The organism is Phaeodactylibacter luteus (genome assembly GCF_007993045.1).
In the GTDB taxonomy this organism is placed as follows: Bacteria; Bacteroidota; Bacteroidia; order Chitinophagales; family Saprospiraceae; genus Phaeodactylibacter; species Phaeodactylibacter luteus.
In genome coordinates, this window is record NZ_VOOR01000001.1 from 1 (window position 1) to 13,777 (window position 13,777).

4 protein-coding genes are annotated in these 13,777 nt (G+C 54.8%); 1 reads left to right on the forward strand and 3 read right to left on the reverse strand.

Features of this window, described 5'->3' with window-relative positions:
- Positions 1-152 precede the first annotated feature (152 nt).
- A complete protein-coding gene (locus FRY97_RS00005; RefSeq protein ID WP_147165332.1) occupies positions 153-2,075 on the reverse strand; it encodes an ABC-F family ATP-binding cassette domain-containing protein in 1,923 nt (640 codons plus the stop codon).
- 333 nt (positions 2,076-2,408) lie between these two features.
- Here FRY97_RS00005 and FRY97_RS00010 point away from each other — a divergent pair, with 333 nt between their 5' ends.
- Positions 2,409-8,375, forward strand: a complete 5,967-nt coding sequence (locus FRY97_RS00010; protein WP_170254423.1) for a MopE-related protein — start codon at positions 2,409-2,411, stop codon at positions 8,373-8,375.
- On the opposite strand, the gene FRY97_RS00015 is transcribed toward FRY97_RS00010, so the two are convergent.
- Together FRY97_RS00015 and secDF are read right to left on the reverse strand one after the other, a co-directional pair.
- On the reverse strand, positions 8,365-10,356 hold the full coding sequence (locus tag FRY97_RS00015; protein WP_147165336.1) for an OmpA family protein: 1,992 nt from the start codon (positions 10,354-10,356) through the stop codon (positions 8,365-8,367). The genes FRY97_RS00010 and FRY97_RS00015 overlap by 11 nt on opposite strands.
- 179 nt (positions 10,357-10,535) lie before the next feature.
- On the reverse strand, positions 10,536-13,610 hold the full coding sequence (secDF, locus tag FRY97_RS00020) for a protein translocase subunit SecDF (RefSeq protein WP_147165337.1): 3,075 nt from the start codon (positions 13,608-13,610) through the stop codon (positions 10,536-10,538).
- Between the last annotated feature and the right edge of the window lie 167 nt (positions 13,611-13,777).

A 13,777-nucleotide genomic window follows, 5' to 3' on the forward strand; every position in this document is an offset into this window, starting at 1 on the left:
TTTAACGAAGAGTAGGCGGAAAAGAACGAAACTTGGGGTGGCAAGGATTTATGGCTTGAGGCACTAGGCCAATGCCAGGATATTAAGCCTCAAAAGCACAAACACCTGCGGCATTTTGGTTCACGCCCCTGTATTTTCATAGCCTTGGAGCGTTAATCTTCGTACTCCATCAGCTCCAGCTGAGCCATTTCCCATTTTTCCATCGCCTCCTCCAATTCTTCTTTCTTGGCGTTGTGCTGCTGGGTAAAATCTGCAGCATCTTCCCGCAGGTAAAAGTCAGAGGAAGCCATTTCCTTTTCCATTTTGGCGATTTCCTCCTCGAGCTTCATCACTTTTTTCTCTGCACTGCTGATCGCACGCTGCATCCGCTTGCGGTCTTCATAGCTGAGCTCTGGCTTAGCGGGCTTAGCAGAAGCATTAGCTGGCTTTCCTGAAGACTTGCTGATCTCCACGTCCCGCATATTATCGAGCTGTCTTTTCTCTAGGAAGAAGTTGACATCGCCAAGGTGGTCGTGCAGTTTCCGGTCTCGGAACTCAATGGTACGGTTGGTCAGGCCTGCGAGGAACTCCCGGTCGTGAGAAACCACAATGAGGGTGCCATCATATTCTTGTATGGCCCGCTTGAGCACATCTTTGGAAATGATATCCAAGTGGTTGGTCGGCTCATCAAGCACCAGCAGGTTGAAAGGGCGAAGCAAAAGGCAAGCCAGGGCCAAGCGTGCGCGCTCGCCACCGGAGAGCACCGACACTTTCTTCTCCACATCCTCGCCGCTAAACATGAACGCACCGAGGATGCTGCGCACACGGGTGCGCATTTCGGCAGGCGCATAGTTCTCCATCGTCTCCAGCACGGTCAGCTTGGCGTGCAGGCTATCCGATTGGTTTTGGGCATAATAGCCGATTTCGACGTTGTGCCCGAGGTTGAGGTCTCCTGCGCTCAGTGTAAGCTCATTGACGATGATTTTCGCCAAAGTAGTCTTGCCCTGCCCATTCTGCCCTACAAAAGCGACACGGTCGCCCCGGTCGAGCTTGAGGTCTACCTTATCGAGCACATTCAGCGTGCCATAGCTCTTGCTGACCCCCTTGGCGTCCAGCACAACCTGGCCCGACCGGGGAGCAGGCGGGAATCGGAGGTTCATAGCTGCCGTATCGGCATCATCCACTTCTATGCGCTCTATTTTGTCGAGCTGTTTTTTCATGGACTGGGCCATTTTCGTTTTAGTGGCTTTGGCCATGAAGCGGTTGATGGTACGCTCTTTATCAGCGATGACCCTTTGCTGATTTTCGTAAGCGGCCATTTGCTGTTCGCGGCGCTCTTCCCGGAGGTGGACATACTCGCTGTACGCGGCTTTGTAATCAAACACCCGGCCCAGCTCCACCTCTACGGTGCGGGTCGTTACATTATCGAGGAATTGCTTATCGTGAGAAATGACAATGACCGCCCCGCTGTAATCACGCAAGAAGCGCTCCAGCCAGATGATAGATTCAATATCAAGGTGGTTGGTCGGCTCATCGAGCAGCAGGTAATCCGGGCGCTGCAGGAGCATTTTCGCCAGTTCGATCCGCATTTGCCACCCTCCGCTGAACTCATCCGTGAGGCGGCCCATGTCCGAAGGCTTGAAACCAAGGCCGGTGAGCACACGTTCGGCGTCGGCCTCCATGGTCTGCCCGCCCAAAAGCAAGAAACGGTCGTTGACCTCCGAGAACTCCTCGACCAGTTTAGCGTAGGAATCGCTTTCGTAATCGGTACGCACTTCGAACTCCCGGTTGATCTCAGCGATACGCTGCTCCATACGCCGGACCTCGTCAAATGCGGTGAGGGCTTCTTGCATGACGGTTTTGCCCTTGGGCAATGACATTTCCTGATGGAGGAAGCCCAAGGTGCTACCGCTGGGCCTGTTGATGCTGCCTTCATGTGGGGACATAAAGCCCGCGATGATCTTCAGCAGTGTGGATTTGCCCGCTCCATTGCGCCCCACAAGGCCGACTTTATCCCGGTCGGGTATAATGAGGTTAATGTTCCCGAGCAGGGTACGGTCTCCGTATTTAACGAATATATTGTTGGCATTAATCATAGCACAGGTTCAATCTTTTAGCCCCGGGCTGGGCCCGGGCCACAAAGGTAAAGGATATTTTCAGGGCAGGGAAGAATTGACTGCTGATACCTGTGATTCCTTTCACCTCGTTTATCAAGTCTGTAAGAATATGGTTACTTTTGATACGATTAACCCCAACCGACACCAAGGCTGTATTCAGAGCGGCACCCGTTTTTTTGCCAGCAGAGCCTCCTTTTGGCAAGGCGGTGCTGTACGGGCAGCCGCTTAAGCAGTAATACATTTAAAGTGAGAAAAAGGCGCTGCCCCCATCAGGCCCGCAACCCGCTGATGGCTGTGCCAAACACGCACCAAATGAACACCCAATACACTCAAATACTTGGCTTTTGCCTTATTGCCGCCCTTGGGCTCTCCTACTCTGCTGATGCACAAGGTATTGTAGTCAATAATCCTGCCTGCGACATTGGACTGACCTTGCGGGACGGGAGCTGCGACCCAGCCCTTAACGTGGTCCCTGACCCCAACCGCATCGTCATCAATGTAAACAATGCGCCTGGCACAGCTTTGGGGGCAGATGTTGCCTTGCAGGAAGTACAGCTGATCATCCGCCATACTTGGGCAAACGACTTAGACATCAGCCTGCGCTCGCCAGCTGGCACGGAAATCGTTCTTACCTCTGATAACGGAGGAGGAGATGACAACTACGGGGACCCCAGCCTGCCCGGCTGCACAGCTCCGGCCCGGCTGAGCATGGGCTCTTGTTCACGCGTTGAAGACGGGCTGCCCCCATTCACCGCTACCGTCTACCGCCCTGAGGAGAGCCTATACCATTTCAACGATGGCTTTACCGACCCCAACGGTTTTTGGGAGCTGATCATTTGCGATGACGCAGCCGGCGACATCGGGCGGCTCGAGTACGTCAGCCTGGTCTTTGCCCCTATCAGCTGCCTGCCCGTAGATGCCTTAAATATTTTGAGCGTAGATACCACCGCGGTCACCCTCTCGTGGGCCCCAGAGAGCAGCTGTGGCACGACCTACCTGGAGTATGGGCTGCCGGGATTTGCACCTGGAGCAGGCGATACCCCGGGCGAAGGCACTGTTGTGGAGCTCAATGGCTGCCCCCCCTTCACCATTTCCGGGCTGGCAGCAGATACCCCCTACGAATTTTACGCCCGCTCGAGCTGTGGGGGCCCCATCTCCGTCAATGCCTGCCCCGCTGAAGCCACTACCGGATGCGCCCCGCCCCCCATTAGCCTACTAGAAAGCTTTGAGGAGGAAGCCCTTTGTGGCAACCTTTGCAGCAGCCCCTGCAGCCTTATGGGCTTTTGGCAAAATACGCCTTTGAACGACTATGACTGGCTGGCCAGCACCGGGCCTACCCCCACCGCAGGCACTGGGCCCAATAGCGGGCTGGGCGCCGGGCAGTACATCTACTTGGAAGCCTCTGGCGCGACCTGTGGCTTTGGGAAAACCGCTTATCTGGAGTCTGGCTGCTTTGTCTTGGACAAGCAGGGCACCGATACCTGCCATTTTGCCTTCAGCTACCACATGCAAGGCGATGGCATTGGGCGGCTACGGCTGGAAGTTTCCGAAGATGGCGGCTTCAACTGGGCACCGCTCTGGCAAGCCACCGGGGAACAAAGCCCTGACTGGCAGACCGCCTACATCGGGCTGGGAGATTACCCTGACGGGGATACGCTCCGGCTGCGCTTTGTGGGCGAAGAAGGGGTCAATGCACGAGGCGACATCGCACTGGACGAGCTCCGCTTCCACGGGTCAATGCCCTTGGGCACTCCTGATTTGGTTTTCTACACTGATCTGGATGGGGATGGCTTTGGAGATGATGCCCTTCCGGTAAAAAGCTGCAGCAGTGCGCCGCCTCCTGGGTTCTCTGCTTTGGGCGGGGACTGCGACGACAGCGACCCTGCTATCAACCCGGGCGCACCGGAAACCCCCTGTAACAGCACAGACGAGAACTGCAACGGCACAACCGACGAGAACCTGCTCCCGCCTCCGGTGGTCACTCATGACACCATTTGCTCCGGCGAGGCTGCACTGCTGACGGCTTCGCCCAACTTTGACAAATTCATTTTCTGGTACTCCACTCCAGACGGGGATGACTTTGCAGGCTTTGGCAATTCCTTTGCCCCTTCGCAGGCGCTGGTCAACAATGGGCCGGCCCCTGTCATTTATGAGTTTTATGCCGAAGAGAGCGACTTGGTGTGTACCTCTGCCGAACGGGCTGTCGCCCGGGTAGTCGTCAACCCCACGCCCAACACTTCGCAAGCCACCGTGCCTTCCCTTTGCCCGGGTGATTCTATTGACTTGGCGGGCATTGTGTTCTCAGATGAGCACCTGACCGGCAGTGCCTATACCTTCCACAGCGGGCTGCCCGCCACGCCGGGCAATCAGCTGGCCAATACCACAGTAAGTGCTGATGGCGCCTACTACTACATGGCTACCTCACCTTCAGGCTGTAGCGAATCCCGCCTGCTCACCTTTGATGCCCGGCCAGGGCCTGTGCTTTCCTTTTCCCCATCCGATTCGATTATGCTCTGCCAGGAAGCTACGGCAAATGCCCTAGTGCAGGCAAGCGGAGGCGGAGGCGGCTTTAGCTATCAATGGTCTACTGGCAGCACCTCACCGGAGATCGCTCTAGCGGGCAACCCGGATGCCGGCGTACGTGAAGCCTATTCCATAACCGTTACGGATGGGCAGGGCTGCTTCTCGGTTGACAGCCTGATCTTGCAAACTACTGTCAGCGTAGATTCTGTTCGGGTCCAAACCCAAGGTGTGTCGGACTGTAGCGGGCAGGACGGGCAGCTTACCCTGACCCCCCTTGACGGAGCCCCTCCTTATGCTTACAGCTGGTTCAGCTCCAATGGGGTGCAGGGGGATACGTCGGGCCTGGCAGGAGCGCTGACCCTTTCCAACCTTCCCCAAGGCGCTTACCGGGTCACCATAACGGATAGCTCGCCAGAAGGCTGCGAACGAGTGCTGCGCTCCATACTTATCGGTGGCCCGGGCACAGCCATACAAGTGCCAGAAATAACGCCCGTTTCCTGTGCAGGCCTTGCCGATGGGCAAATCTGTATCCCCACTACTGGGGGCAGCCCTGTATTTGAATGGAGCAATGGGGCAGCAGGCCCTTGTATCGACAACCTTACCGGAGGCCAATACAGTGTAACCGTAACCGATGGGGCTTGTACTTACCTCCTCGACAGCCTTGATGTACCGTCGCCTGTACCTCTGCAAACCGTATTTGACGCGGTGCAGCCAAGCTGCGCAAACACAACGGACGGTGCGATTACCGCACTTGCACTAGGCGGATCCCCGCCCTATGCGTATTTGTGGAGCAATAACATCAACTTCCCTGACCCATTTGGGCTCGAAGCCGGTATGTACACAGTGACCGTTACAGACAGCCGGGGCTGCCAATTGGCGTCAGACTATCTGCTCGAAGCGCCTATGCCGCTTGACATACAGCTCACCCGGCAGTCCTCTACGAGCTGTGCAGGAGACAGCAACGGCCTGCTTCAGGTAGACGGGGCAGGAGGGACGCCCCCCTATGCATACGCTTGGGGCAACGGAGCTTCTTCCCCCCTCCTGCTTAACCTGGCACCGGGAAGCTATCCTGTTACGGTGACCGATTTTAACGGCTGCAGCCAAGCGGCCTCTTTTGTGGTTGCTTCGCCTGCGCCGGTAGAGACAGATGTGCTCGAGGTCAAGCACCCTAGCTGCAAGGGGGAAAAAGATGGCCTCATTATCGTACGGGGGCAAGGTGGCACCCCTCCCTATTCTTATGCGTGGAGCAACAATCTGCCACCGGACAGCATTCAGCTAGATTTGCCGGAAGGCCGGTATGAAGTCATCATTACAGATGCCAACAACTGTGCCAGCGATACCCTATCCATTACCCTGACCGCCGTTTCCCAACTGGGGCTTCAAGCCACGGTCGTGCCGCCCTTCTGTGAAGGCTTGGCAGCAGGCAGCATCGCCCTATCCCCTACCGGGGCCGCCCCTTATACCTACTTATGGGCAAGTGGGGATACCACCGCTCAACGGACAGGGCTGAGCACAGGCACTTACCAAGTTTTGATTGAAGACGAGGAAGGCTGCCAGCTGGATACGGCCCTTACGATCACGGCGCCACAAGTTTTCTCAGGGATGGCGAATTTGGTGCAGCCTGCCTGCTTCAACAGCATGGACGGAGTGGCGAACGTAACGGTGGTCAATGCGCCGGGCGCGCCATCCCCTTTGCCCCCCTATCAGTTTGAATGGAACGATGGGGAAACTGGGCCAGGCCGGGTGGGCATGCCAGATGGTGTCTATGCGGTGAGCATAACGGATAGCCGGGGCTGTCAGCTAGTACTTGACAGCCTCTCCATAGATAGCCCAGACCGCTTGGAAGCGGGGCAGGAAGCCCTGGGCGAAATCGTTTGCCATGGCGAGCAAAATGGATTTATCGAAGTGGCCACACGTGGCGGCACCCCGCCCTACTTATTTAACTGGGTAGGCGAAAACATTCAAACGGAAGACATCTTCGGGCTCGGGGCAGGGAGCTACCGTTTGGTCATAGCTGACCAGAATGGCTGCTCTTTTGATACGACCTTCCTCTTGAGCCAGCCCTCCCCCCTCAATCTTGGCTTAACAGTAGACGCCGAGGATATCTGTGAAGGCGGCAGAGTGTTGGGCATCTACTCCACAATAAGCGGCGGAACCCCACCTTATAGCCTGCAATGGAGCAACGGGGAAACGGTCTCTGGCATAATTGACCCTGCCCCAGCCGATTACCAGCTTACCGTCACTGACGCCAACAATTGTATGCAGGCTTCCCGTCAGGTAAAGGTAAAAGAAGTGACTCCGCCCTTTGAGCTGATGGCTTTTGAGACCGAAGATATCAGCTGCAATGGGCAGGCCAACGGATGCGCCACAGCTGTAGTCTCAGGTGGCTCTTCTCTGTACCGCTATCACTTCAGCAACGGGCATATCTCAGTAAGTGATTCTTCACAGTCGACTATCTGTGGGCTTTCGCCCGGCAATTACCAAGTGACGGTGACAGACTTGTCTACCGGCTGCAATGCCAGCTCACCCCTGACACCTTTATCACAGCCGGCCCCTCTGACCCTGGTAAGAGACAGCGTAAGGCAAATCAAGTGCTTTGGCAGTTCTACAGGTGGGATATTTACGAGCGCAGCCGGTGGGACCATGCCCTATTCCTACACTTGGTTTGACAGCGAGAACAACAGTTTCGACGGAGATGGCGACCTGACCGGCCTTCCTGCCGGGAGCTATACCGGCATCATCATAGACGAGAACGGCTGTACGGCCTCTATTACCGCTATGATCGCGCCCCAATATGGTGCGATCGGCTCCACCCTGGCCAGTACTACTCCTGCTGCCTGCCGTGGGGACAGTACCGGGGCATTGGACGTACAGATCAGCGGGGGCTTGCCTCCTTATACCTATGCCTGGAGCAATGGCAGCACCCAACAAGACCTGACCGGTGTGCCAGCAGGCATCTATGCGCTTACGGTCACTGATGCAGCAGGCTGTATCGCCCCACTAGGCTCCTACCCAATTGGGCAGCCAGATTCTGCGCTTGTTTTAACCCAGGCAGTCATTGACTCTGTGCAATGCGCTGGCAGTGCAGATGGATTCATCTCGGTTGCCGCTGCCGGAGGCCAGCCGCCGTATACCTATGAGTGGCTTTATGAAAGCAACCTCCTCCCGGTGGCTTCCCCCGTCTTGGCCAACCGGCCGCAAGGGGCCTATCAGCTCAACCTGATAGACCAAAACGGGTGTTTGAAGCAATTTGACTTTAACTTGCCGGAGCCGCTGCCACTTCAGGTAGGGATACAGCAAACCAGCCTGCCCCCGAGCGCTGTAGCGATAGTCGATGGGGGCACTTTGCCCTATGAGGTCACTTGGAGCGATGGGACTACCGGAGATACCCTAGTGCTTTCTGAGACTGGAGTGTATGGGTATACCGTTAGGGATGGGAATGGCTGTGAGCTGATGTACGAAGAGCTGCTTGTCCAAGCCCATGAGGAGCCGGGCAAAGGCACAGGGGGCTTGCTCTTCCCCAACCCAGCGAGCCATGAAGTTTGGTTTCAGTACAGTTTGAACAGCCCGGAGCCACTGCGGCTGCAGCTCTACGATGCCAAAGGTGTGCTGGCCAAGGACTTACAGGTCCTACCTGCTAACCGGCAGCTGAAAACAAGGGTAAGCCTTGATCAGCTGCCTGAAGGGGTGTATTGGTTTGTCGCCTACTCGGGGCGGGAGCAGATTTATGCGGCCCCGCTTGTTATTACTCGATGATCTTAAAAGTGGTCCGGCGGTTGATCTGATGTTCTTCTTCCGTACAGCGGTTGCAGATGCAGTCGGCCTCCGGCTCGCTCTCCCCATAGCCGAAAGCCACGAGCCGTGTGGCATCGATGCCCTGCGTAATGAGGAAATCCACCGCAGATTGCGCTCTTTTTTGGGCCAGATTTTGGTTGTAGGGTGCGCTGCCCCGGCAGTCGGTATGCGAGCCCAGCTGAATGCGGATGTCAGGGTTCAGCTCTAGGTTGCGGGCCAGCTCCTTGAGGGTAGGCTTAGCATCTTCCCGGATATCCCACTTGTCAAAATCGTAATAAATATTCTCAAGGCGGATTTCCTGATCGAAAAAGATCCGCTCGAGGACAATTTCGATTTCAAACTCCTGCACCGGGTTGTTGGGGTCTTTGCCGATGCCTTGCGTTGAGAAATCTGCTGCATTTTTCAGGTAGCCTTGGCGGGAAGCCAGGAAGTTGTATTCCTGCCCCCAATCCAGCTCCATTTCAAAACGCCCATCTTCCCCAACTTCTACTGTTTTAGACTCCCTTCCAGCTTTAATGCTGACGGTAGCGCCTGACAGGGGCTTACGGCCAAGCACCACACTATTGGGGTCGTTGGGGACTTCATATATCTTTTCTAGCACGTAGCCTTTGAGCAGCAGTTTGTAGGCAACCTCCTGAGGCTCAGGCTCCTCTTTTTTAGGCTCAGGCGGGAGCTTCCGTTTTACAAACCGGTAGATATCATCGTTGCCGGCACCATCCTCACGCCGGGTAGTAAGGTAGCCAGCAAACAGAACCTCATCGTCCGCTTTGGGCAGGGAGTAGTCTATGACAAAGCCAAAATCATCCGCACCAGAATTGACAGGCGGCTTCAGGTTGTAAGGAGAAGACCAGCCCCCGCCCTGCAGTTTGTAAGTCTTGAAAATATCCAGCCCCCCCATTGACGTGTGCCCCCGGGAAGAGAAGTAGAGGGTATCCTGATCTATGAAAGGGAACATTTCGTCTTGGTCGGTATTGATGACCCGTGTCATGAGTTTGGGCAAGCCCCATGAGCCGTCGGGCTGCCGCTCGGAAGTGTAGAGGTCATGCCCTCCCCAACCATCGGGGTGGTTGGCAGAAAAGTACAGCACTTGGCCGTCGGCAGAGAGCGCTGGCCCTCCATAGTTGACATTCTCCTCTTGGAAAGGCAGCGGCTCTGCGGGCATCCATTCTCCTGAGCCCTTGACAGATCGCATAATTTTGCAGCGGTCTTCCCCCCATTTGCCGCCGCCAAAGCAACGGGTGAAATACATTTCGGTCAAGTTGGCATTGAAAACTGCAGTGCCTTCGTTATCCGGGGTATTCACCGGATCGCCAAAAGGCTGCAGCTGCCCGGTTTGTGGATCGGCGATAAAGAGGTCGGAAAAGGCGTTGCCTGTCCAATTGTAAGTTTCTTCGCCTTTCTCCAAGAAACGGTCAGAGGTGATCACCAGGCGGCCGTTGGGGTACAATGCAGGGGCATACTCAGCTTTGCTCGTATTGAAGGGCAGCAATTCTATTTCGAACTCCGGTTTAAGCTCTTGCCACCCCAAGGCAATTTCACAGGCACTGATCTCGCGGCGGTATTCATAAGGGCTGCCGATCTCGATGCCCAGGTCTTTAAAAGCCCTGGCAGCCTCAGTATAGCGCTCTGCCTGCTTGAGAGCGTAGGCATACTCTTTGAGCGCTTCCCAGCCGTATTGGTTGTCGTATGCAATTTTGAACCAACGGATAGACTGCTCCCCTTTATTGAGGTTTTTATAGGCCTCCCCCAAGCGGTAAGCAATGCGGCCCTTTTCTACTCTGCTTTTTGATTTTTCGTACTCTTTCTGTAGCATATCTACGGCTACGGCATACTGTTTCACCTCAATGGCGGTAGCCCCATCCCTCACTTTTTCAGTATAAGTGCAGCTGTTGGCGAAAAAGGCCATGAGGATGGCAGTGAGCAGGAAGTGATATTTAGACATAGCTAGAGGCTTTACGGCTTGGAGGAATAAGGCCTTCACAGGAAAGGCGTCTATATCCAAAAACGCCGAGCCTTCTGTTTTGTTGCCAGCAGGCCACATAGGGGCTTAAACAGCAAACGGGCAGGCCCCGTGAGGAACCTGCCCGAAAGCCATCCGGATTCAATCCGTTATTTCAGGGTTTACTGAGCAGAAGAAGCTGCTTTTGAAAACCCTTTCTTGTCGTCTTTGCCAGCAGCCTTAGCTTTCAGCTCGCCAGTAAAGTCGGACATAATCGGTGTTGCTACGAAAATCGATGAGTACGTACCTACCAAGATACCGATGAGCAGTGCGAACGCAAAGCCACGGATGCTTGCCCCTCCGAAGAAGAACAGGATAGCTACAACGAAGAGCGTAGTCAATGAGGTAATAATGGTACGGCTGACCGTGCTATTGATCGCCCTGTTGATGACCTCCTCTTTAGAGCTCTTGGTATACTGATTGAGGAACTCCCGGATACGGTCGAACACGACCACTGTATCGTTGATGGAGTAACCGATCACAGTCAGGATAGCAGCGATGAACGCCTGATCAATCTCCAGCGAGAAGGGCAGAATGCCGTGGAAGATGGAGAAGATGCCGAGTACGACAAGCGTATCGTGGAACAAGGCGGCTACGGCACCAAGGCTATACTGCCACTTGCTGAAGCGGATGAAGATGTACAGGAAGATGAGCAGCAGGGCAAAGATAGCGGCATAGAATGCGCTTGACTTGATGTCGTCGGCAATTGTTGGGCCTACCTTGCTAGAGCTCTCCACGTGCGTCCCATTGCCATCAGGGGCTTTGAACTGCTCGAGGTCAAGGTTGCCGCCTGCCACTTGGTTAACGCCTTTGAAAAGCGCAGCCATCACGATGTCGTCGGCTTCCGGCTCAGTATTGTCTACCTGGTAATCCGTCACCACATTAAAGGTATTACGGGTATCTACAGATTTGACGATGGGCTCATTGCCTTCGAAAGCAGCTGTCAGGGCTGAACGGAGGTCAGCAGCGTCTACTTCTGCGCCTTCGATGGTCACATTATAAGAGTAGCCCCCTTTGAAGTCTACGCCCAGCTCAAACCCACGGGTGAGCATAGCGCCCAATCCAGCAAGAATGATGGCACCAGAAACGATGTAAGCGGTTTTGCGCTTGCCCAGCCAGTCGATGTCCAGGTTTGCGAAAGCATTCTTAGACATTCCGGTGCTGAACGTCAGGGTACGGTCTCCGCGCAGCCACTGATCGATGAGCAGGCGCCCAACCAATACAGCTGTAAAGAGCGAGGACAGCACACCGATGATCAGGACCACAGCAAAGCCTTTGATGGGGCCCAGGCCGAAGTAAGCCAGGACAAAAGCCGTGAGGATGGTCGTTACGTTGGCATCGATGATGGCAGAGTAAGAGTTCATGAAGCCATCGCTGACCGCCATGAGCAGCGACTTGCCGTCGCGCAGCTCTTCCCTTATCCGCTCATAAATGATCACGTTAGCATCTACAGCCATACCGATCGTAAGTACGATACCGGCAATGCCAGGCAGTGTCAGAACGGTGCCATAAGAGGCCAATGCGCCAAAGATGAAGAAGATATTGAGGATCAGTGCAATGATGGACACGATACCACCACCGCCATAGTACAGGATCATAAAGCCAAGTACCAGCAAGAAGCCGACTACAAGGGCGATTGTGCTGTTGCGGATGTTCTCCTCACCCAGAGATGGGCCAACGAGCGCTTCCTGGATGATTTCAGTCTCAGCAGGGAGTTTGCCAATTTGCAGGATGTTGGACAAGTCTTTGCCCTCCTGAATAGAGAAACTGCCTGTAATCTGTGAATCGCCAGTAAGGATAGGGTTGATCACACGGGGTGCAGAGACCACCTCATCGTCCAGTACGATAGCGATTTCGCGGTTGTTATCCTGAGCCGCTTCAGTGGTCAGCTGCCCCCAGATTTTAGCCCCGGTATTGTCCATTTTAAGGGACACAGCCACTTCGTTGGTCTGAGGGTCTGGGTTGGCGCTAGCGTCCACCACATGGTCGCCGGTCATAGCCGGTTTGCCATCCCGCCCAAGGCGCAGGCCGTAAAGCTCATAGTTGTCGGTCAGCTCATTGGTCTCAAAGTCCTTCATGGGGTCTTTGCTCCAACGGAACTCGAGGTCGCGCGGGAACAAACTTTGGATATCGGGACGGGCCAACAGGCTATCGATATACCGGCGCTGGTTCTTTTTGGCGAAGCCAAGCACTGCCAGCCCCTGAGCGCCAGTGGTGTTCAGGGTAAGTGCATCGAGCAGTGGGCCTGCCTGGGAAGCACTGTTGTAAACGGTATCGATGCTTGCGATCTGGTCGAGCAATGGATTGCCGAGGGAATCGGTCACGAAAGTCGTATCGACCCGGAGGATTTCACGGGTTTCATCTGCACCCTGCATAGATTGCGCGAGGCGCTGGTTCGCTTCGAGGAAAGCCGACTGAACGCCGGGGTCAACGATGCGGAATACGTTGTAGAACTCAAGCTTGGCAGCAGCCTGCAGGAAAGTGCGGGCCCGCTCTGGGTTGTCGATACCAGGCAGCTCAACGATGATGAGGTCACGGCTTTCGTCGAGTGACACGTTGGGCTGGGTAACCCCCAGCTTATCGATACGCTCCTTGAGGAGCTTGAACGTCAGGTCTACTGTTTCGTCAGCTTTCTCGCGGATGATGCGCACTACTTCACCGTCGCCGGTCTCATAGTTGATCTGATCGCGGAGCGCTTCGTTACGAGTAAAGATAGGCGCCAATTTTTTGTCGCCTTTGACTTCGTTCCACGCATCAGCGAAGAGAGAAACGAAATCTGCCTGTTCAGTTTTTTGCGCTTGAGATGCTCGGTTTAACGCTTCCTCAAAAGTTGGATCCTTACTGTCGTTGGCAAGTGCTCGTATAAATTGCCGCAGGTCAACTTGCAGCACGACGCTCATCCCTCCTTTGAGGTCGAGGCCGAGGGCCAGTTGCTGTGACTTTAACTCTTGGTACGTGTAGGTCTTCAGCATAGGTATCTTGAATACCTCTTCCGAAGACATGGAGTCCAAAAACTCCGCGCGCTTCATCTTGAAGGCGGTCTTCTGAAGCTCTTCCGACATGTTTTGGGTGGTGGCGCGTGCATACTCGTCGGCAGCCTTTTCGACTTTCTGCGTAGGCAGAATGAAGAAGTACTGTACGAGTGTCACTATCGTCATCACCACAAGGAAGAACTTCACTACTCCTTTTCCTTGCATAACTCGAAGTAACTTTTAGAAATTGTTAAAAAATGAGCATCTGTCTTTCTTTTCAAAAATGCTAACCACCTATTTATCAGGCATTTCAGCGTTTTCTCTAAAGAAAAACTGCGCAAATATAAGCGTTTTAAGGCGCTAATGAAATCCTGCCTGTGAAAAGTTCAGGG